This window comes from Pseudomonas sp. IT-P258 (assembly GCF_949767825.1).
GTDB lineage: Bacteria > Pseudomonadota > Gammaproteobacteria > Pseudomonadales > Pseudomonadaceae > Aquipseudomonas > Aquipseudomonas monachiensis.
In genome coordinates this window covers 133,533-152,744 of sequence record NZ_CATKPU010000021.1, presented here as the reverse complement: position 1 = coordinate 152,744, position 19,212 = coordinate 133,533, and the positions used below count along the sequence as shown (strand labels likewise).

Annotated in this window: 18 protein-coding genes; 10 read left to right on the top strand and 8 right to left on the bottom strand. The window is 60.4% G+C overall.

Features of this window, described 5'->3' with window-relative positions; all coding sequences use genetic code 11:
* Positions 1 to 33: 33 nt before the first annotated feature.
* Both ACM6G4_RS07955 and ACM6G4_RS07950 read right to left on the bottom strand, forming a co-directional pair.
* Positions 34 to 921, bottom strand: coding sequence for a 3-keto-5-aminohexanoate cleavage protein (locus ACM6G4_RS07955; RefSeq protein ID WP_056726562.1), 888 nt, complete (start codon positions 919 to 921; stop codon positions 34 to 36).
* A 94-nt stretch (positions 922 to 1,015) separates the two neighbouring features.
* On the bottom strand, positions 1,016 to 1,960 hold the full coding sequence (locus ACM6G4_RS07950; RefSeq protein WP_414913435.1) for a choline ABC transporter substrate-binding protein: 945 nt from the start codon (positions 1,958 to 1,960) through the stop codon (positions 1,016 to 1,018).
* A gap of 225 nt (positions 1,961 to 2,185) precedes the next feature.
* On the opposite strand from ACM6G4_RS07950, the gene ACM6G4_RS07945 reads away from it, so the two are divergent.
* Positions 2,186 to 3,130 carry a GlxA family transcriptional regulator gene (locus tag ACM6G4_RS07945; protein ID WP_414913434.1) on the top strand — a complete coding sequence of 315 codons (945 nt, stop codon included), beginning with the start codon at positions 2,186 to 2,188 and terminating at the stop codon, positions 3,128 to 3,130.
* 77 nt (positions 3,131 to 3,207) lie between these two features.
* Here ACM6G4_RS07945 and ACM6G4_RS07940 read toward each other — a convergent pair whose 3' ends face one another.
* The 4 genes from ACM6G4_RS07940 to ACM6G4_RS07925 form a co-directional block, all read right to left on the bottom strand.
* Positions 3,208 to 3,624: a DUF3010 family protein gene (locus ACM6G4_RS07940; protein ID WP_414913433.1), complete on the bottom strand. Its 417-nt coding sequence runs from the start codon at positions 3,622 to 3,624 to the stop codon at positions 3,208 to 3,210.
* A gap of 33 nt (positions 3,625 to 3,657) precedes the next feature.
* On the bottom strand, positions 3,658 to 3,981 hold the full coding sequence (locus ACM6G4_RS07935) for a helix-turn-helix domain-containing protein (protein ID WP_056726566.1): 324 nt from the start codon (positions 3,979 to 3,981) through the stop codon (positions 3,658 to 3,660).
* Positions 3,965 to 4,219 carry a type II toxin-antitoxin system RelE family toxin gene (locus ACM6G4_RS07930; RefSeq protein ID WP_056726567.1) on the bottom strand — a complete coding sequence of 85 codons (255 nt, stop codon included), beginning with the start codon at positions 4,217 to 4,219 and terminating at the stop codon, positions 3,965 to 3,967. Before ACM6G4_RS07930 ends, ACM6G4_RS07935 begins: the two co-directional genes overlap by 17 nt.
* Before the next feature lie 212 nt (positions 4,220 to 4,431).
* Positions 4,432 to 4,833: a lysozyme inhibitor LprI family protein gene (locus tag ACM6G4_RS07925; RefSeq protein WP_056726568.1), complete on the bottom strand. Its 402-nt coding sequence runs from the start codon at positions 4,831 to 4,833 to the stop codon at positions 4,432 to 4,434.
* Positions 4,834 to 5,069: 236 nt separating this feature from the next.
* On the opposite strand from ACM6G4_RS07925, the gene ACM6G4_RS07920 reads away from it, so the two are divergent.
* The 8 genes from ACM6G4_RS07920 to ACM6G4_RS07885 all read left to right on the top strand — a co-directional run bounded on the left by ACM6G4_RS07920 (position 5,070) and on the right by ACM6G4_RS07885 (position 14,833).
* Positions 5,070 to 6,047: a dipeptidase gene (locus ACM6G4_RS07920; protein ID WP_032829497.1), complete on the top strand. Its 978-nt coding sequence runs from the start codon at positions 5,070 to 5,072 to the stop codon at positions 6,045 to 6,047.
* 78 nt (positions 6,048 to 6,125) lie between these two features.
* Positions 6,126 to 6,656, top strand: coding sequence for a DUF5943 domain-containing protein (locus ACM6G4_RS07915; protein WP_056726569.1), 531 nt, complete (start codon positions 6,126 to 6,128; stop codon positions 6,654 to 6,656).
* Positions 6,657 to 6,671: 15 nt separating this feature from the next.
* Positions 6,672 to 8,732 carry a dimethylglycine demethylation protein DgcA gene (dgcA, locus tag ACM6G4_RS07910; RefSeq protein ID WP_056726570.1) on the top strand — a complete coding sequence of 687 codons (2,061 nt, stop codon included), beginning with the start codon at positions 6,672 to 6,674 and terminating at the stop codon, positions 8,730 to 8,732.
* Between the two features lie 142 nt (positions 8,733 to 8,874).
* Positions 8,875 to 10,824, top strand: coding sequence for a dimethylglycine demethylation protein DgcB (dgcB, locus tag ACM6G4_RS07905; protein ID WP_223541344.1), 1,950 nt, complete (start codon positions 8,875 to 8,877; stop codon positions 10,822 to 10,824).
* A complete protein-coding gene (locus ACM6G4_RS07900) occupies positions 10,824 to 12,044 on the top strand; it encodes an electron transfer flavoprotein subunit alpha/FixB family protein (RefSeq protein WP_414913432.1) in 1,221 nt (406 codons plus the stop codon). The genes dgcB and ACM6G4_RS07900 overlap by 1 nt, the downstream gene beginning before the upstream one ends.
* A 15-nt stretch (positions 12,045 to 12,059) precedes the next feature.
* Complete coding sequence (locus ACM6G4_RS07895; RefSeq protein WP_056726573.1) at positions 12,060 to 12,830, top strand: electron transfer flavoprotein subunit beta; 771 nt, start codon at positions 12,060 to 12,062, stop codon at positions 12,828 to 12,830.
* A 45-nt stretch (positions 12,831 to 12,875) separates the two neighbouring features.
* Positions 12,876 to 13,442, top strand: coding sequence for a GNAT family N-acetyltransferase (locus ACM6G4_RS07890; protein WP_414913431.1), 567 nt, complete (start codon positions 12,876 to 12,878; stop codon positions 13,440 to 13,442).
* 224 nt (positions 13,443 to 13,666) lie between these two features.
* Entirely contained in the window at positions 13,667 to 14,833 is a 1,167-nt protein-coding gene (locus ACM6G4_RS07885) for a retropepsin-like aspartic protease (RefSeq protein WP_414913430.1), read from the top strand.
* Between the two features lie 779 nt (positions 14,834 to 15,612).
* Here ACM6G4_RS07885 and gbcA read toward each other — a convergent pair.
* Entirely contained in the window at positions 15,613 to 16,908 is a 1,296-nt protein-coding gene (gene gbcA / locus ACM6G4_RS07880) for a glycine-betaine demethylase subunit GbcA (RefSeq protein ID WP_414913429.1), read from the bottom strand.
* 287 nt (positions 16,909 to 17,195) lie between these two features.
* On the opposite strand from gbcA, the gene gbcB reads away from it, so the two are divergent.
* Positions 17,196 to 18,296 (top strand): glycine-betaine demethylase subunit GbcB, encoded by a 1,101-nt coding sequence (gbcB, locus tag ACM6G4_RS07875; protein ID WP_056726680.1) that lies wholly within the window; start codon positions 17,196 to 17,198, stop codon positions 18,294 to 18,296.
* Between the two features lie 64 nt (positions 18,297 to 18,360).
* Here the strand turns inward: gbcB and ACM6G4_RS07870 are convergent, their stop codons facing one another.
* Complete coding sequence (locus ACM6G4_RS07870) at positions 18,361 to 19,185, bottom strand: SDR family oxidoreductase (RefSeq protein ID WP_414913428.1); 825 nt, start codon at positions 19,183 to 19,185, stop codon at positions 18,361 to 18,363.
* Positions 19,186 to 19,212: the final 27 nt, after the last annotated feature.

Genomic DNA, 19,212 nt, shown 5'->3' with positions numbered 1-19,212 from the left:
CTGCGGCAGCTCCTACGGGTTTTGTGTTTGAGGTTAACCGCGCTTGGTCAGGCCCATTTTTGCCCGGCCTTCAGCCGGGGTCAGGATGCGGGCACCGAGGCGGCTGAGGATTTCGCCGGCGCGCTCGACCAGTTGGCCGTTGGTCGCCAGCACGCCCTTGTCCAGCCACAGGTTGTCTTCCAGCCCGACCCGCACGTTGCCGCCGAGCAACACCGCTTGCGCCGCCATCGGCATCTGCATGCGACCGATACCGAAGCCGGCCCAGACCGCGTCGGCCGGCAGGTTGTCGACCATGGCTTTCATGGTGGTGGTGTCTGCGGGAGCGCCCCAAGGGATGCCCAGGCACAGCTGGAACAACGGGTTGTCGAGCAGGCCTTCCTTGATCATCTGCTTGGCGAACCACAGGTGGCCAGTGTCGAAGATTTCCAGCTCGGCTTTAACGCCCAGCTCTTGAATGCGTTTGGCACCGGCACGCAGCTGGGCCGGGGTGGAGACGTAAATGGTGTCGCCGTCGCCGAAGTTCAGGGTGCCGCAGTCGAGGGTGCAGATTTCCGGCAGCAGTTCTTCGACGTGGGCCAGGCGGGTCAGCGGGCCGACCAGGTCGGTATTCGGGCCGAACTCCATCGGGTTCTCGCCGGCACCGATCTCCAGGTCGCCGCCCATGCCAGCGGTGAGGTTGACGATGATGTCGACGTCCGCCTCGCGGATGCGCTCCATCACTTCGCGGTACAGCGCCACGTCACGGCTGAATTTGCCGGTTTGCGGGTCACGCACATGGCAGTGAACCACGGTGGCGCCGGCCTTGGCGGCTTCCACGGCGGCAGCGGCGATCTGTTTCGGGGTGACCGGCACGTGTGGGCTCTTGGCGGTCGTGTCGCCAGCACCGGTGAGTGCGCAGGTGATGATGACGTCGTGGTTCATTTGGCGGTTCCTTACAGGCGAGTTTTGGCTTTGGCCAGGCGTGGTGGTCCCGTTCGCAGCCCGTCGGGGCTGCGAGTCGGTGGTTCGTTCGGGTTTATTTACTGGTCAGTTGCAGGTTTTCAGCGGCCGGCTTGCCATCGAAGGTGGTGACGCCTTCAAGCCAGCGCTTTTTGTCCTGCGGGTGATCCTTGAGCCATTGTTTGGCCGACTCGAAAGCGTCCTTGTGATCCAGCAGCGGCTGCATCATCCGGCTCTCGTCTTCGGCGGTGAACGTCAGGTTGCTCAGCAGGCGACCGATGTTCGGGCATTGTTCGGTATATGTCGGCGCAGTGACGGTCCACACGGTGGCCTTGCCTTCGTTCGGGCCGAGGGCGTCGTCGCTGCCGGTGAGGTAGGTCATCTTGACGTTGACGTTCATTGGGTGCGGCGCCCAGCCGAAGAACACCACGGCTTCGTTGCGACGTACGGCGCGATCCACGGCGGCGAGCATGCCGGCTTCGCTGGATTCGACCAGCTGGAACTTGCCGAGGCCGAACTGGTTCTTGGAGATCATTGCCTTGATCTGGGTGTTGGCGCCCGAGCCAGGCTCGATGCCGTAGATCTTGCCGCCCAGTTCTTTTTCGAACTTGGCGATGTCGGCGAAGGTTTTCAGGCCCTTGTCGGCGAGGTAGGTCGGCACGGCGAGAGTCGCGCGGGCGTCCTGCAGGCTTGGCGCCTCAAGCACCTTGACCTGTTTGGCGTCGACGAACGGGGTGATGGTCTGGGTCATCAGCGGGTTCCAGTAGCCGAGGAACAGGTCCAGACGCTGGTCGCGGATCCCGGCGAAGATGATTTGCTGGGAGGCGCTGGTTTGTTTGGTGCTGTAGCCGAGGCCATCGAGCAATACCTGGGTCATGGCGCTGGTGGCGATCACGTCGGTCCAGTTCACTACACCCATGCGCACGTTCTGGCATGCGGCGGGTTCGGCGGCCATGACACTGGCGCTCAGCAAAGCGGTACCACTGAGTGCAAGAACACAGCTGCTGATCAGTCGTTTCATTCTCAGGTTCCTCGGCAGGTCGTTTATTGTGAGTTCCGGTGTCTGATGCGCCGGTGATGCCAAGTTACGCAGCAAAGCCCCCATGAAAGCGCACTGCGGCGACCAGCTCTTGCACTGCAGCGACCTGCCCCCTTGAATGCCGCTTGCAAGTGGCGTATCAACATCCCTACGCTGCCCGCCCTCTCGTTACCTGGCCTCCTGTTACCCGCTAAGCGAGTGCGCTCCATGTCCCAGGATTTCTACTTCTTGTTGATGCCGGGTTTCTCGGCTATCGGGTTTATCTCAGCCATCGAGCCGCTGCGGGTCGCCAATCGCTTTCGCGGCGAGCTGTACCGCTGGCATGTGCTGAGCGCGGATGGCGGGGCGGTGCTGGCGAGCAACGGCATGTCGGTCAACGCCGATGCGGCGCTGGAGCCGCTCAAGAAAGGCGCAACACTGCTGGTGGTCGCCGGGTTCGAACCCCTGAAGTTCACCACCCCGGCGCTGGAACACTGGCTGCGCCGCCTGGACAACGAAGGCGTGACCCTCGGCGCCATCGACACCGGCAGTTTCATCCTCGCCGAAGCCGGCCTGCTCGATGGCCATCGCCTGACCCTGCACTGGGAAGCCATCGACGCCTTCAAGGAATCCTATCCACAGCTCAGCGTTACTCAGGAGCTGTTCGAGATCGACCGCCGTCGCATCACTTCCGCCGGCGGCACTGCTTCCATTGACCTGATGCTGGATCTGATCGCCCAGGCCCACGGACCGGAACTGGCGATCCAGGTCAGCGAGCAATTCGTGCTCGGCCGCATCCGCCCGCGCAAAGACCACCAGCGCATGGAAGTCGCCACACGCTATGGCATCAGCAACAAGAAGCTGGTGCATGTGATTGGCGAGATGGAGCAGCACAGTGAACCGCCGCTGAGCACGCTGGAACTGGCGGAATCGATCAAGGTGACGCGGCGACAGCTGGAGCGCCTGTTTCGCCTGCATCTGAACGACACACCGAGTAATTTCTATCTGCGGTTACGATTGGAAAAAGCGCGGCAGTTGCTGCGACAGACGGACATGAGCGTGCTGGAAGTGAGTATTGCCTGTGGGTTTGAATCCCCGTCGTATTTCACCCGCAGTTATCGGGCGAAATATGAGCGGTGCCCGAGGGAAGACCGGCGTACTGCCAAGGCATAAATTAAAAGATCGCAGCCTTCGGCAGCTCTTACATGAGATCTCCTGTAGGAGCTGCCGAAGGCTGCGATCTTTTGATCTTATTTCTTCACCAACGCCGAACACGCCGCTTTGTAAGCCTCATGCTGATACTTGTTCAGCGTCCCTGGCAGTTCGAAATTGTGCTTTTTAGCCTGGGCATTGATGGTCTGCGGCGACAGCAGGGTCACCTCGCAATTCTCCTGCAACTGGAAAACCCCTTCGATCTTGAAGGTGGTCGGCCCGCCAGCGAACTCGCCTTTCTTGCTGCGCTTCTTGATCGCGATGCGATCGATGGAATTCTCGCGGATAAACGAAGCGACCTGAGCGGCGAATACTTTGACGTTGGCGGCTTCGTCGTCATCGTCCAGGGCAATTTTCTTGGTGGCGAGCGCGACATGGCCCAGCGCCTGACCGTCCAGCGTGGCCACGGCGATGATCGCTTCGCTGCCTTTGATTTCGATGCCGCAGACTTTCATGTTCAATCCCATTAGTGACAGAGGGTGTGCAGCTTACAGCTCAAGCTGGCTGGCCGTGATGCCAAACGCCAAAGCGATTTTTTCGCGAGTGGCTTTACGGGGCTTGGCGACTGTTTCCTGTTGGGCAAAGGCAGGCTGGGTTATGCCCATGCGTTTGGCTACTTCATCCTGGGTAAGGTTCAAATGTTCGCGCCAGGCGCGGATAGGGGTAGCGCCATCGACGATACGGCTCACTACCTCATGGGGGATCAAGTCGGGCTCGATTTTCTGCGCCACGTATTGTGCATAGGGAATGACCACGAAGGCTGGATTGCCTTCGGCGTCGTTGATGATTTGAATGTCAGTAGGTGCGTTCATCGCGTTTTTTGACCTCTTGAATACTGACCACTTTGATCGCGCCATCCCAATCAAACATGACCCGGTAATTACCGACACGCAGCCGATAAGCGTAGTCATGACCGACCAGTGCTTTGACATTGCCTGCCTCAGGCATGCCAGCGAGCGCCGTGATGGCATCACGAACCTGAATCTGGTGAACGGAATGCAATCTCAAGAGTTGCTTAACGGCCTTTCGAGTCCAGTGAATGCTGTTCATGGAAGAATATAAGTCTTTTATAAGATTTGCGAATTTTTACTTATATTTTTATGCTTGGCCATCAGCAACATTTGTCGGCATGTTGCGTGAAAGGTCCGCAGAGCAGCGGCTTTGGACAGAAGCTGTAGGTCAGAGCAGAGTGCTTTGTGGGAGAAGGTTTTTTGGCGATTGAAAGCTGGTGGTAGCGCCAGCTTTCAGCGGGATACTCAGGACTATTCCTGCCCAATCGACTCCAAAAACTCCGACCGTTCATCGCTCATCCGCGCCACACAATCGTTCTGGGCAATGGTGAGCGCCTTGCTGCCGGCGGTGGCCGGGAAGGTTTCGACGGCGCAGTCTGCGTCGCGGGTCTTCAGCCATTGCTGTTGGGCGGCTTTGATCCTGGCGGTGATGTCGGCCAGTTGCGACGGGTTTTTGCCGTACTGCGACTGCATGCGCTCGGTCAGGCCCTGGAGGTTTTCCTTGAGCAGGTCTTCGGCGGAGGTTTTGCTGAAGGCCGAGCATTCCAGGGTCTGGATGTCGTTTTCGACTTTGTCGCACGGGTTGTCGTCGGACACCTGCGCTGCGTGTACGCCGGTCGCAATCAGGGCCATTGCCAGAATGATCGATTTCATTATCGTCGCCGCTCTTGTCCAGTGAAGCATCCAGTGATGCGGCGAATTCTGGCCCAAGCCGCGGGCCTTGAACAGGTCGGTGATTGTGCCTGGCGACGACCCTTTGTCGCGGATTGACGCTTTCGGCAATTCCCCTGTCGTTTTTGCACCCGGGTGCTTGGGCACCGAGGCATATGCTGGCCCCAAAGCGCCGGCAGACGATTCGGCGCATGAATCGCCAACAAGGGGACAGCCTGATGAGCCCAGCCGAATTGCACGCCGACAGCATCGTTATCGACGGGCTGATTATCGCCAAGTGGAACCGTGAACTGTTCGAAGACATGCGCAAGGGCGGTCTGACCGCGGCCAATTGCACTGTGTCGGTGTGGGAGGGCTTCCAGGCCACCGTCAACAACATCGCCGCGAGCCAGAAGCTGATCCGCGAGAACAGCGACCTGGTGATTCCGGTCCGCACCACCGCCGACATCCGTAAAGCCAAGGAGCAGGGCAAGACCGGCATCCTTTTCGGCTTCCAGAATGCCCACGCCTTTGAAGACCAGATCGGCTATGTCGAGGTCTTCAAGCAGCTTGGCGTCGGTATCGTGCAGATGTGCTACAACACCCAGAACCTGGTGGGCACCGGCTGCTACGAGCGTGACGGCGGTCTGTCGGGCTTCGGTCGCGAAATCGTCGCCGAGATGAACCGTGTTGGCGTGATGTGCGACCTGTCCCACGTCGGTTCCAAGACTTCCGAAGAAGTCATCCTCGAATCGAAGAAGCCGGTCTGCTACTCCCACTGCCTGCCGTCGGGGCTCAAGGAGCACCCGCGCAACAAGTCCGATGAAGAGCTCAAGTTCATTGCCGACCACGGTGGTTTTGTCGGCGTGACCATGTTCGCGCCGTTCCTGGCCAAGGGTATCGATTCGACCATCGACGACTACGCCGAAGCCATCGAGTACGTGATGAACATCGTCGGCGAAGACGCCATCGGCATCGGTACCGACTTCACCCAGGGCCATGGCCAGGACTTCTTCGAATACCTGACCCACGACAAGGGCTACGCCCGCCGCCTGACCAGCTTCGGCAAGATCATCAACCCGCTGGGTATCCGCACCGTGGGCGAGTTCCCGAACCTGACCGAGACCCTGCTCAAGCGCGGCCACTCCGAGCGGGTAGTGCGCAAAATCATGGGCGAGAACTGGGTCAACGTCCTCAAGGACGTTTGGGGCGAATAAGCCGCCGCATCTCTGAATCCTTTCCCGCTGCCGTCCGTGCAGCGGGCAACACAACAAATTTTCTGGAGTTAAGTTTTCATGGCCAAGATCGCCCCTCAATTGCCAATCGAAGTCGACAGTGAAACCGGTATCTGGACCTCCGACGCCTTGCCGATGCTGTACGTGCCGCGCCATTTCTTCGTCAACAACCACATGGGCATCGAGGAAGTGCTGGGCGCTGAAGCCTACGCCGAAATCCTCTACAAGGCCGGCTACAAGTCCGCCTGGCACTGGTGTGAAAAAGAAGCCGAATGCCATGGCCTGGAAGGCGTCGCGGTGTTCGAGCACTACATGAAGCGCCTGTCGCAGCGCGGCTGGGGGCTGTTCAAGATCCAGGACATTGACCTCGACAAAGGCACCGCCAGCGTCAAGCTCGAACACTCGGCATTCGTCTACGTGTACGGCAAAGTCGGGCGCAAGGTCGACTACATGTTCACTGGCTGGTTTGCAGGGGCGATGGACCAGATCCTCGCCGCTCGCGGCAGCAAGATCCGTACCGTGGCCGAACAAGTCTACGGTGGCTCCGAAGAGGGTCACGAAGACGGCTTGTTCACCGTCAAGCCGTTGTAAGTCGAGGAACCCGCCATGGCTTTCGAAGCAATGTTCCAGCCGATCCAGATCGGCAAACTGACCATCCGCAACCGCGTGCTCAGCACCGCGCACGCCGAGGTCTATGCCACCGACGGCGGCATGACCACCGACCGGTACGTCAAGTATTACGAAGAGAAAGCCAAGGGCGGGATCGGCCTGGCGATTTGTGGCGGCTCGTCCGTCGTGGCGATCGACAGCCCGCAGGAGTGGTGGAGCTCGGTGAACCTGTCCACCGACCGCATCATTCCGCACTTCCAGAATCTGGCCGATGCCATGCACAAGCACGGCGCCAAGATCATGATCCAGATTACCCACATGGGTCGACGCTCGCGTTGGGACGGCTTTAACTGGCCAACGTTGATGTCGCCGTCGGGCGTGCGTGAGCCGGTGCACCGTGCCACTTGCAAGACCATCGAGCCGGAAGAAATCTGGCGGGTGATCGGCAACTATGCGCAGGCTGCGCGTCGTGCCAAGGCCGGTGGCCTGGACGGCGTGGAATTGTCGGCTGTGCACCAGCACATGATCGACCAGTTCTGGAGCCCGCGCGTCAACAAGCGTACCGACGAATGGGGCGGTACCTTCGAAGGCCGCATGAAGTTCGGCCTGGAAGTCTTGAAAGCCGTGCGCGCCGAGGTCGGTGACGACTTCTGCGTGGGCATGCGCATCTGCGGTGATGAGTTCCACCCGGACGGCCTGTCCCACGAAGACATGAAGCAGATCGCCAAATATTACGACGACACCGGCATGCTCGATTTCATCGGCGTCGTCGGCTCGGGTTGCGACACTCACAACACCCTGGCCAACGTGATTCCGAACATGAGCTACCCGCCCGAGCCGTTCCTGCACCTGGCGGCCGGGATCAAGGAGGTGGTCAAGGTTCCGGTGCTGCACGCGCAGAACATCAAGGACCCGAACCAGGCCACGCGCATTCTGGAGGGTGGCTACGTCGACATGGTCGGCATGACCCGCGCCCACATTGCCGACCCGCACCTGATCGCCAAGATCAAGATGGGCCAGATCGACCAGATCAAGCAGTGCGTCGGGGCCAACTACTGCATCGACCGTCAATACCAGGGTCTGGATGTGTTGTGCATCCAGAACGCCGCAACTTCCCGTGAATACATGGGCCTGCCACACATCATTGAAAAAACCACCGGCGTGAAACGCAAAGTGGTGGTAGTTGGCGCTGGCCCTGCGGGGATGGAAGCCGCTCGCGTTGCCGCCGAACGTGGCCACAACGTGACCCTGTTCGAGAAGAAAGAATTCATCGGCGGCCAAATCACCACCGCTTCGAAAGCACCACAACGGGATCAGATCGCCGGTATCACCCGCTGGTACCAGCTGGAGCTGGCTCGGTTGAAAGTCGATCTGCGCCTGGGCACTGCGGCGGATGCGCCGACCATCATGGACCTGCGTCCAGACGTGGTGGTGCTGGCCGTCGGTGGACATCCGTTCATCGAGCAGAACGAACACTGGGGTGCGGCTGAAGGTCTGGTGGTCAGCAGCTGGGATGTGCTCGACGGCAAGGTTCTGCCTGGCAAGAACGTGCTGGTTTACGACACCATTTGCGAGTTCACCGGCATGTCTACCGCGGACTTCATTGCGGACAAGGGCAGCCAGGTCGAAATCGTCACCGACGACATCAAGCCGGGCGTGGCGATTGGCGGCACGTCGTTCCCGACGTACTACCGCAGCATGTACCCGAAAGAAGTGATCATGACCGGCGACATGATGCTGGAGAAGGTTTACCGCGAAGGTGACAAGCTGGTTGCAGTGCTGGAAAACGAATACACCGGTGCCAAAGAGGAGCGGGTGGTGGACCAGGTGGTCATCGAAAACGGTGTGCGCCCGGACGAGGAAATCTACTACGCCTTGAAGGAAGGCTCGCGCAACAAAGGCCAGATCGACGTCGAAGCCTTGTTCGCGATCAAGCCGCAACCTTGCCTGGAGCAGAGCGGCGACGGCTACCTGCTGTTCCGCATCGGTGACTGCGTGGCACAGCGCAACGTGCATGCGGCGATCTACGACGCGCTGCGGTTGTGCAAGGATTTCTAAGGTTTTGACACCCCCTGTGTAGGAGCTGCCGCAGGCTGCGATCTTTTGATCTTGTTTTTAAGATCAAGATCAAAAGATCGCAGCCTTCGGCAGCTCCTACGCCGACCGTGTTTCTCCAAGATGTACTGGTGGGAGCTTCACCATGTTGAACACCCTTCTTCCAATCCTGTTGTTCGCCGCCCTGGGCCTTGGTGTCCTGGGCGCGTTACGGCGGGTGGCCATGTGGCGCCGGGGCCGGGCTTCGAAAGTCGACCTGATCGGCGGCCTGTTCGCCATGCCCAAGCGCTACATGGTCGACTTGCACCATGTGGTGGCGCGAGACAAATACATTGCCAACACCCACGTCGCCACGGCCGGCGGTGCGGTGGCGTCCATCGTGCTGGCGATTCTGGTGCATGGTTTCGGCCTGCATAACCGTTTCCTCGGCTATGCGCTGCTGCTGATGACAGCGGTGATGTTCGTCGGCGCGATCTTTGTTTACCTGCGTCGGCGCAACCCTCCGTCGCGCTTGTCGAAAGGCCCGTGGATGCGCCTGCCGAAAAGCTTGCTGGCGTTCTCGGTCTCGTTCTTCCTGTTGACCCTGCCGGTGGCCGGGATCCTCCCGGAAAACTTCGGTGGCTGGCTGGTGGCGGCGGTTCTCGGGGTAGGCGTGTTGTGGGGCGTGTCGGAACTGTTCTTTGGCATGACCTGGGGCGGGCCGATGAAGCACGCCTTCGCCGGTGCGCTGCACCTGGCCTGGCACCGTCGCGCCGAACGCTTCGGTGGCGGTCGTTCCACGGGCCTCAAGCCTCTGGACTTGAACGACCCGACCGCGCCACTGGGCGTGGAAAAACCCAAGGATTTTACCTGGAACCAATTGCTCGGCTTCGACGCCTGCGTGCAGTGCGGTAAATGCGAAGCAGCGTGCCCGGCCTTCGCCGCCGGTCAGCCGCTGAACCCGAAAAAACTGATTCAGGACATGGTCGTCGGCCTGGCCGGTGGCACCGATGCAAAATTCGCCGGCAGCCCGTATCCGGGCAAGCCGATAGGCGAACACGGGGGCAATCCGCATCAACCGATCGTCAACGGTCTGGTGGACGCCGAAACCCTGTGGTCGTGCACCACCTGCCGTGCCTGCGTCGAGGAATGCCCGATGATGATCGAGCACGTCGATGCCATCGTCGATATGCGCCGCCATCTAACCCTGGAAAAAGGCGCGACTCCGAACAAGGGTGCCGAAGTCCTGGAAAACCTGATCGCCACCGACAACCCGGGCGGTTTCGCGCCGGGCGGGCGGATGAACTGGGCAGCAGACTTGAACCTCAATCTGCTGAGCGAAAAGAAATCCACCGACGTGCTGTTCTGGGTTGGCGATGGCGCCTTCGACATGCGCAACCAGCGCACCCTGCGCGCCTTCGTCAAAGTGCTCAAGGCGGCGAAAATCGACTTCGCCGTGCTCGGCCTCGAAGAGCGCGATAGCGGGGATGTGGCCCGACGTCTGGGCGACGAAGCGACCTTCCAGCTGTTGGCCAAACGCAACATCCAGACCCTGGCCAAGTACAGCTTCAACCGCATCGTCACCTGCGATCCGCACAGCTTCCACGTGCTGAAAAACGAGTACGGCGCCTTCGATGGCAACTACCTGGTGCAGCACCACAGCACCTACATGGCGGAAATCATTGATGCTGGCGCGCTGAACCTCGGTCAGCACAAAGGCGACAGCGTGACCTACCACGACCCGTGCTACCTCGGCCGCTACAACGGCGAATACGAGGCGCCGCGTCAGGTCCTGCGCGCCCTCGGGATCGAAGTGAAAGAGATGCAACGTTCCGGTTTCCGCTCCCGCTGCTGCGGCGGTGGTGGCGGCGCGCCGATCACCGACATTCCGGGCAAGCAGCGCATTCCCGACATGCGCATGGAAGACATCCGCGAAACCGGCGCCGAACTGGTGGCCGTGGGTTGTCCACAATGCACCGCGATGCTTGAAGGCGTGGTCGAACCCCGGCCGATGATCAAGGACATCGCCGAACTGGTGGCTGATGCGCTGCTCGAAGACGCCGCGCCGGGAAAGCCTTCGGCACCGGCCAAACGTGAACCTGCGGAGGTGCACTGATGAGCGACATTATCCGCCGCGACCCTCGGGCCGAATGGATTGCCCGCAACCGTCTGCACCCGCTGCACGCGGCCATGCAGCCGGCGCAACACAGCTGGATGGGGCCTAACGGCGTCATCCGCAAAAATCCCCATGGCATCGGTTTCATTGGTCCCAATGGCATCAAGCGTATCGACCGTAGCGGCGCTCAGCAGGGTGGAGCGACAAAACGTTCAGCCGCTGTTGAAGTGCAATTGCCGCTACATCAGGTGACCGCGCCGGCGTTTTACATCAGCGTGGTGCCGGATATGGTCGGTGGTCGCTTGAGCAGCCACGACCGTGACCTGCTGGGCCTGGCCCATCAACTGGCCGGCAAGGACGGCGCAGTGCTGGCCGTGGTGTTCGGCGAACACAAGGAAAACGCCTTCGCCACGACGGGCGTTGATCGCCTGCTGGTGCTTGAGGGCGAAGAGTTCAATGGTTATGCACCGGAACAACGGGTCCAGGGGCTGCGGGCTGTGGATAACCAGTTCAGTCCGCTTCACTGGTTGCTGCCGGACAGCCGCAGCGGTGGTGGCGAACTCGGTCGACGTTTTGCCGCGGCACTGGGCGAGCGCCCGGCCACGCGGGTCTGGCAGGTCAAGGATCAGGAGTGCATCGGCCGCGCCGGTGCTGGTTTGCAGGATCTTGCACGTCCGGTCGCCCGATTGATTCTGGCGGCTGCCGAATGCGCCGAACCGGTCAGCGAAACCCGTCACGAAGCCTTGCCCGTGGAGTTATCCACAACCGTGGCGCGCAGCCTGTCGCGGATCGAAGATCTGGGCGCGGTGGCCGTCGATCCGGCGGCAATTCCCATGGCCGAAGCCGAGTTCATCTTCTCCGGCGGCAACGGGGTCAAGGACTGGGGCCTTTTCCACAGGACCGCCGAAGCCCTCGGCGCGACCGAAGGCGCATCGCGGGTGGCGGTGGACGACGGCTTCATGGCCCGCGACCGCCAGGTCGGCGCATCCGGTACCTGGGTCACCGCACGGGTCTATGTGGCGGTGGGGATTTCCGGGGCGATCCAGCACCTGCAAGGCATTGGTGCCTGCGACAAGGTGGTGGCGATCAACCTCGACCCTGGCTGCGACATGATCAAGCGAGCGGACCTCTCGGTGATCGGCGAGAGCGCGGAAATTCTTCAAGCCTTGATCGAGGCGGTAGAGGCTTACCGCAACGACGCCAAGCGCGATGCGGCTTAAGGGAAGGAAAGGGTTATGAGCACGAAAATCATCAGCCTGGTGTCCATCGGCGCCCACCCGACATCCGGTCGGCCGCGTCGCGCGGAGCAGGATGCGCGGGCGGTTGAACTGGGCCTGCAATTGGCTGGGGATAACTTGCAGGTGCTGCATGCCGGTGACATCGCCGAGCCAGCCTTGCGCGCTTACCTGGGCATGGGGCTTGAGCAACTGCATGTGCTGGAGCAACCCCAAGGCGCCGACGCGCTACCGGCGCTGACCGACTATTTGCGTGATGCCGGGGCGCAGGTGGTGTTGACCGGCAGCCAGGCGGAAACCGGTGAAGGCTCGGGCATGTTGCCCTTCCTGCTGGCCGAAAGTCTGGGCTGGCCGCTGGTGGTGGGGCTGGCGCAGGTCGAGTCCATCGACGGCGGTTCGGCGCTGGTGCTGCAAGCCTTGCCCCGTGGTCAACGCCGTCGCCTGAAGGTACGCCTGCCGTTTCTGGCGACGGTGGATAACGCCGCCCCCAAGCCTCGGCAAAGCGCTTACGGCCCGGCTCGACGCGGTGTGCTGCAAGCGCAGGACGTCGAGGTCATCGACGATGAACTGCTCGCGGTCGCCACGCTGCAACCGGCCAAGCCACGGCCCAAGCGCCTGAAGGTGATCAAGGCCAAGAGCGGCGCCGACCGCATGAAAGCCGCGACGGCCAAGGCAAGTGGTGGAGGCGGGCAGGTGCTTAAAGGCGTAACGGCCCAGGCCGGTGCCGAGGCCATCCTCAAATTGCTGATTGAAGAAGGTGTGGTCCGCTAACGCTTTCCTTCATGTGGACTGGATAAATCTGGCAGAGAAAAAACAATGGCAGTTGAATTTCGTTCGGCAGTGCGTGCGGACGCGCGCGCGATTGCGCGTCTGTTCCAGATTTCCTCAGAGGGCGCTTCGGATTACATCTGGAGCCAGTTGGCCGAGCCCGGTCAGGACTTGCTGGATGTAGGTGCCATTCGATACGCCCGGGACGACGTGGATTTCTCCTACCAGAACTGCCTGATTGCCGAGGCCGATGGTCAGGTCATTGGCATGATGCACAGCTACGCGATGCGCCACGATCCACTGGCTGTGCCGACGACCGACCCGGTACTGGCGCCTTACGCCGACATGGAGGTACCCGATACCCTGTACATCTCCAGCCTGGCCCTGCATGAAGGCTGGCGCAACCGGGGGCTGGGCGTGCAGTTTCTCGCCCATGCTCAAGAACGCGCCGACCAACTGGGGCTCAATGGCCTGAGCCTGATCGACTACGCCGCCAACGCTGGCGCCCGGCGTTTTTACGAGCGGCACGGTTTCGGGATCATCAAGACCTGCCAGATCACCCCTCATCCCATGATCCGCGTCAGCGGTGACGCCTATCTTATGCATAGGCCTTGAGCTTGCTCGAGGGGGCGACCGGCGGCGGTTATCCACAACGCCACGAACCCTTGCTCTCGCCCCACGCCGACGAGGGCAGTGAGCTACAGTTTTCAATGCGCTGATCAGGGGTGCGGTACGCTTTCGGGAGCTTTCAGACATTCAGCGCTGACTCATAAAAACCGGTTTTTATGACTGGCCTGAATATGAAGACTTTCGCTCTTCTGGCGCTCTGTGCATCGGCCATGTGGTTATCCACAGGTGTGATCTCTGCCGCCCAGACAAATGCGCCTGTGGCTGACCAGGATTTTTACCGCTGGATAGACTCCGAACAGGGGCGCAGCGCGTCCCTGGCGCAACTGCGGCAACAGTGCGACAAGGTGCTGGATGCCGATAGACACCTCAGTTGCTCGGTAACTGTCTTCGCCAGATTGCTCGAAGCCAAGGCCGCCAACCAACTCCCTGAATACTACCTCGCGATCAAGGCCAGGCATGCCCGGGCGATTGCCGCCAGCGCCGATCTGAAGCCTCTGTTCTCCACGTTTGGCAGCAAATCACTGGCTATGCTGGCGGCGACTGGCGATTTCACGGTCAAGGGTTCGATGCGGCATGAGGTGCTGCCGCTCTATCCGTATGCCGGCGACTTTTACATCGCTGAACAAGTGCTGCCATTTATCGAGGTCGGCGCGGCCAATGGTGCCTCGGCGCGTTTTGTACTGGACACGGGGGCCCCGCAAACCCGGGTCAACATCGACACCGCGAAACAGATGGGCATCAGGTTGTTGCCCGATGCTTTTTATCGCTACAGCACGTTTTATGGCGAAAAAGGCCTGGCTGCGAGGCTGGGCATTCTCCGGTCGCTGAAAGTCGGCACCCGTGAATTCAGGAACGTCCTGGTCTTTGTCAGCGACCGCGATAATCTGTTGGGGCTGGATCTGATCAGCAAGCTGGGGCGCTTGAAGATCACCAGCAGAACACTGGAGCTGGATCCACCGCCGGCCACAGGCTGTGATGCGTCGGTTGTCGTTAGCCGCCTGGATCTCAATCAACGGTTGGTGGTGGCCGCACAGCTGGATCGCCGGGCAACGCAGGCCATCATCGATACGGGAAATGTCGACTACCTGACGGCCTCGTCGCCCGGCAGGCGGCTCAGTGTCGTACAGGCGCTGACACCGGGAAGCTCGAGCGTTTCCACCAACGACAACAAGCGTTTCCAACGCTTCGACGGCGTATTGGCCCTGCAGGGCAACACCATGGCGGTTACCTACAAATACTACCCGGGCTTTACCATCCCGCCGGCGCTGATAGCAGGGCAATACGTCCCGTCGATATTGCTCGGATGGCGCGCGTTCAAAGACTTTGAATTGAACCTGGACCTGGATTCAGGTCATTCATGCCTCAATAAAGTCTGAACAACTCGGTGTTTACCCACAATCCCTGTTGGTGGTTCTGTGGATAACATGTTCGCCCCTCGCTACACCCCATATAGATCAAGCCCTGCAAGCCTTCGGTTAAAAAACAACCAGCCCTGTTCGTGGTTTTCCCAAGCTTTTTCAAGGGGATAAGTGCTGCTGGGGATGCAGACTTGCCCCCAATCTCTGTTGGCGCTTCTGTGGATAAGATGTTTGCTATCGGCTGTAGGCCTTACAAATAGCGGCTTTCATGGTTGTGATCAAAAAATGATCAATTGACGGTTGTGAGCCGTGGAATTGCACCTGAACGCCGGTTTATTGCGGGTTATGGCAGTTTTCCACAGCGTCTTCGAAGTTAACCCCAAAGTCTGTTGGCGCTTCTGTGGATAAGGTGTTTGCCATCCTCTGAAGGCCTTGTAATACGTGGCTTTCAGGTTGTCGATCAAAAAATGATCAGTCCATCTGTGGAAGCATGCTTCTGGATAAGTCACGATTTTTCTTTGGGTTTTGTGAAGAAAATTTGCGGCCTTTCCACAGTTGTCCCCAATAGCTGTGGGTGGAGATGTGGATAACTTGTTTGCGGAAGGCTGGGAGGTGCGGCGGGCATAGGCCTGAACGAGATAGATCATATTTCGTACAGTTCTAAATGATCGGGGAAAGTGAGGCCGCTTTCGCGAGCAAGCCCGCTCCCACAATGACCGAGGCGTTCACAGGGTTTGTGTGCGCCACCGATCCACTGTGGGAGCGGGCTTGCTCGCTAAGCTTTTTGCTTTTGATGTTTAGCCGCTAACCGGAACCCCTTTCAGATACGGCGCAGGCTCGGCCCCCAGGTTGCTCAGCAGACGCTCGCTGTACCAGTCCACGAAGTTCACCACGCCAAACTCATAGGTCTTGGAGTATGGCCCAGGCTGGTACGCGGTGGAGTTGATGCCGCGCTGGTTCTCTTCGGCCAGGCGGCGGTCCTGGTCGTTGGTGGCGTCCCAGACCTGGCGCATGCGCTCCACGTCGTAGTCCACGCCTTCGACCGCGTCCTTGTGCACGATCCACTTGGTGGTGACCATGGTTTCCTGGGCGCTGATCGGCCACACGGTGAACACGATGATGTGGTCGCCCATGCAGTGGTTCCAGGAGTGGGGCAGGTGCAGGATGCGCATCGAGCCCAGGTCCGGGTTCTTGATGCGGCCCATCAGCTTGGCGCAGCCCTGTTTGCCGTCCATGGTCATCGACACGGTGCCCTTGAGCAGCGGCATGCGCACAATGCGGTTGCGCAGGCCGAAGCTGGCGTGGGCGTAAGGGATCTTCTCGGCTTCCCAGGCTGCGGCGGAGGCGGCGACGTGGTCCTTGAACGCCTGGTCGGCGCGCGGGTCGGTGACGTCGTCCCATTCCAGCAGGGTTTTGAGCAGTTCCGGGTGCGACGCGTTGCAGTGGTAGCACTCGCGGTTGTTTTCCAGCACCAGTTTCCAGTTGGCCTTTTCCATCAAGGTGGTTTGCACCGCCACCTTGGTGTTCTCCATGTCGTACGGTTCCATGTAGTGGTTGAGCGTCGACAGGAAGTCATCGATGGCCGGCGGGTTCTCCGCCAGGCTGATGAAGATGTAGCCGCCAGCGATCTTCACGTTCACTGGCTTGAGGCCGTACTGGTTCATGTCGAAGTCGGCGCCCATTTCGGTGCCGGCGAACAGCAGGCGGCCGTCCAGTTCGTAGGTCCACTGGTGGTAGTGGCAGACCAGCTTGGCGACCTTGCCCTTGTCGCTGGTGCACAGACGCGAGCCACGGTGGCGGCAGACGTTGTGGAACGCATGCACCACGCCTTCGGCGCCACGGATCACGATGATCGGGTTCTTGCCGATCTGCAGGGTCAGGTAGTTGCCCTTGGCGGGGATCTCGCAGGTCATGCCGGCGATCAACCACTCTTTCTGAAAGATTTCCTGCATGTCGATATCAAACAGGCGCTCGTCGGAGTAAAACGGCTGCGGCAGCGAGAACGTGCGCTCGCGCTCTTGCAGCATCTGTGCAGTGGCCTTGCGTGCGGGTTCCAGCGGATCGCCCAGGCTGATTTTTGCGGTGACGTCCATCGATTTGATCCTCAAGGCCATTCTGTGTGGCCGGCGAAAGTGACTTGGCTACGGTTTGCTACGCAAGGTGTAAAAGGTTGTGTCTTGGTATGGGGCGAGTGTGGGGCCGGCGCTGGGCAGAACCTTATCCATGGGCGACATGGTGCAATCTGTTCCCGACGCGCAAGCCCCGGTAGCCGGGGGCTGGTCGCGATAAGCATGTCAATGTCGCAGATAGGTAAATGGATGGTTCGCGCTATACGCAGAATCGCCAACATGAAGGCCGGCAGTCGGCCGTGGAGATCAGCATGTCCAATAGTTTCCTGAATCCGGTAACCACCCAGACCTGGGCCAATGGTCGACACATCGTCCGTTGCGTCAAAGTCATCCAGGAAACCTGGGATGTGCGCACCTTTTGCTTCATGGCCGACCAACCGATCATGTTCTTCTTCAAGCCGGGGCAGTTCGTCACCCTTGAGCTGGAGATCGAAGGACAGCCGATCATGCGCTCGTACACCATTTCCAGCTCGCCGTCGGTGCCGTACAGCTTTTCGGTAACCATCAAGCGCGTGCCGGGTGGCAAGGTGTCCAACTGGTTGCACGACACCCTGCACGAAGGCCAGGAGCTGGCGGTGCACGGGCCGGTCGGGCTGTTCAATGCCATGGACTTCCCGAGCCCGAAAGTCCTGTACCTGAGCGGCGGCGTGGGGATCACCCCGTGCATGTCCATGGCGCGCTGGTTCTATGACACCAACGCCAACGTCGACATGACGTTTATCCACAGCGCCCGCTCGCCCAAAGACATCATCTATCACCGCGAGCTGGAACACATGGCGTCGCGGATCGACAACTTCAGCCTGCACCTGATCTGCGAGAAGCACGGACTGGGCGAGCCATGGGCCGGTTATCGCGGTTACCTCAATCACAAGATGCTGGAGCTGATGGTTCCTGACTTCCTCGAGCGCGAAGTGTTCTGCTGCGGCCCGACGCCATACATGAACGCGGTCAAACGCTTGCTCGAAGCCGCTGGCTTCGACATGTCTCGTTACCACGAAGAGTCCTTCGGAGCGACCCCGCCAGAGGCGCGCGCCGACGCCGTGGAGCACGCCGAGCAAGCGGCCGACGCACCGGAGCTCGACGCGGCAGACCTGCATCAAGTGGAATTCACCGCCTCCGGCAAGAGCATCCGCGTGGCCCCGGGCGAGACCGTGCATGCGGCAGCGGCCAAGGTCGGCCTGCTGATTCCGAAAGCGTGCGGCATGGGGATTTGCGGGACGTGCAAGGTGTTGAAGCTGGGCGGCGAAGTGGAGATGGAGCACAACGGCGGGATCACCGAGGAAGACGAAGCCGAAGGGTTCATCCTGTCGTGCTGCAGCGTGCCGAAGGGGGATGTGCGGATCGAGTTCTAAACAGCGCCGATCTTCGCCCCGCAGGAGCAGCCTTCGGCAGCTCCTGCGGGGCATGTGTAGAAAATCAGTCGACAAACAGATCCGTCATCAGCTTGTCGCTGCTGTCGGGCGCGTACCGATAGTGTTCGAACTCCGTCACACCGTTCTCCCGCAGTATTTCCTCATCAATCAGCAAGCGCCCGGTGATGCTGCGCCCGCTGCTGCCCAGAATCACATGCGCCGCATCCGCCATGATCGCTGGCAGGCGCGCATGCTTGAACGATTCCCTCGACCCCAGCTGAAACTCGATGGCGGCGGTGGCAATCATCGTCTGTGGCCACAGCGAGTTGACGCTGATCCCGTAGTTCTTGAATTCCTCACTCATGCCAAGCGTCAGCATGCTCATGCCGTACTTGGTGACGGTATAGGGGCTGTATTGGGCGAACCACTTGGTGGCCAGGTTCAGCGGAGGGGACAGGTTGAGGATGTGGCCACCGGACTTCTTCAGGTACGGCAACGCAGCCTGGCTGCACAGCAAGACGGCGCGGGTGTTGATCTGGTGCATCAGGTCGAAGCGCTTGAGTTCGAGGTGCTGGACCCCGGTGAGCTTGATCGCCCCGGCGTTGTTGATCAGTGCATCGATACCACCGAAATGTTCGTTGGCCTGGGCCAGGGCCTCACGTACGGCATCCTCCTCCCGCACATCCACTTGCAAGGCCAGCGCCTTGCCGCCAGCGGCTTCCACTTCCTTGGCCACACTGAAAATCGTGCCCGGCAGCTTGGCGTGGGGTTCGGCGCTTTTGGCGGCTATGACGATGTTGGCCCCGTCGCGTGCGGCCCGCAGCGCGATCTCGCGGCCAATGCCGCGGCTGGCGCCGGTGATGAACAGGGTTTTGCCTTGCAATGACATGCTGACGCTCCTGATTGTTGTTATGTG

Excerpts from the sequence above, each read along its gene's own strand:
- ACM6G4_RS07955 (WP_056726562.1), bottom strand. The coding sequence starts at position 921 with ATGAACCACGACGTCATCATCACCTGCGCACTCACCGGTGCTGGCGAC.
- ACM6G4_RS07950 (WP_414913435.1), bottom strand. The coding sequence starts at position 1,960 with ATGAAACGACTGATCAGCAGCTGTGTTCTTGCACTCAGTGGTACCGCT.
- ACM6G4_RS07945 (WP_414913434.1), top strand. The coding sequence starts at position 2,186 with ATGTCCCAGGATTTCTACTTCTTGTTGATGCCGGGTTTCTCGGCTATC.
- ACM6G4_RS07940 (WP_414913433.1), bottom strand. The coding sequence starts at position 3,624 with ATGAAAGTCTGCGGCATCGAAATCAAAGGCAGCGAAGCGATCATCGCC.
- ACM6G4_RS07935 (WP_056726566.1), bottom strand. The coding sequence starts at position 3,981 with ATGAACGCACCTACTGACATTCAAATCATCAACGACGCCGAAGGCAAT.
- ACM6G4_RS07930 (WP_056726567.1), bottom strand. The coding sequence starts at position 4,219 with ATGAACAGCATTCACTGGACTCGAAAGGCCGTTAAGCAACTCTTGAGA.
- ACM6G4_RS07925 (WP_056726568.1), bottom strand. The coding sequence starts at position 4,833 with ATGAAATCGATCATTCTGGCAATGGCCCTGATTGCGACCGGCGTACAC.
- ACM6G4_RS07920 (WP_032829497.1), top strand. The coding sequence starts at position 5,070 with ATGAGCCCAGCCGAATTGCACGCCGACAGCATCGTTATCGACGGGCTG.
- ACM6G4_RS07915 (WP_056726569.1), top strand. The coding sequence starts at position 6,126 with ATGGCCAAGATCGCCCCTCAATTGCCAATCGAAGTCGACAGTGAAACC.
- dgcA (WP_056726570.1), top strand. The coding sequence starts at position 6,672 with ATGGCTTTCGAAGCAATGTTCCAGCCGATCCAGATCGGCAAACTGACC.
- dgcB (WP_223541344.1), top strand. The coding sequence starts at position 8,875 with ATGTTGAACACCCTTCTTCCAATCCTGTTGTTCGCCGCCCTGGGCCTT.
- ACM6G4_RS07900 (WP_414913432.1), top strand. The coding sequence starts at position 10,824 with ATGAGCGACATTATCCGCCGCGACCCTCGGGCCGAATGGATTGCCCGC.
- ACM6G4_RS07895 (WP_056726573.1), top strand. The coding sequence starts at position 12,060 with ATGAGCACGAAAATCATCAGCCTGGTGTCCATCGGCGCCCACCCGACA.
- ACM6G4_RS07890 (WP_414913431.1), top strand. The coding sequence starts at position 12,876 with ATGGCAGTTGAATTTCGTTCGGCAGTGCGTGCGGACGCGCGCGCGATT.
- ACM6G4_RS07885 (WP_414913430.1), top strand. The coding sequence starts at position 13,667 with ATGTGGTTATCCACAGGTGTGATCTCTGCCGCCCAGACAAATGCGCCT.
- gbcA (WP_414913429.1), bottom strand. The coding sequence starts at position 16,908 with ATGGACGTCACCGCAAAAATCAGCCTGGGCGATCCGCTGGAACCCGCA.
- gbcB (WP_056726680.1), top strand. The coding sequence starts at position 17,196 with ATGTCCAATAGTTTCCTGAATCCGGTAACCACCCAGACCTGGGCCAAT.
- ACM6G4_RS07870 (WP_414913428.1), bottom strand. The coding sequence starts at position 19,185 with ATGTCATTGCAAGGCAAAACCCTGTTCATCACCGGCGCCAGCCGCGGC.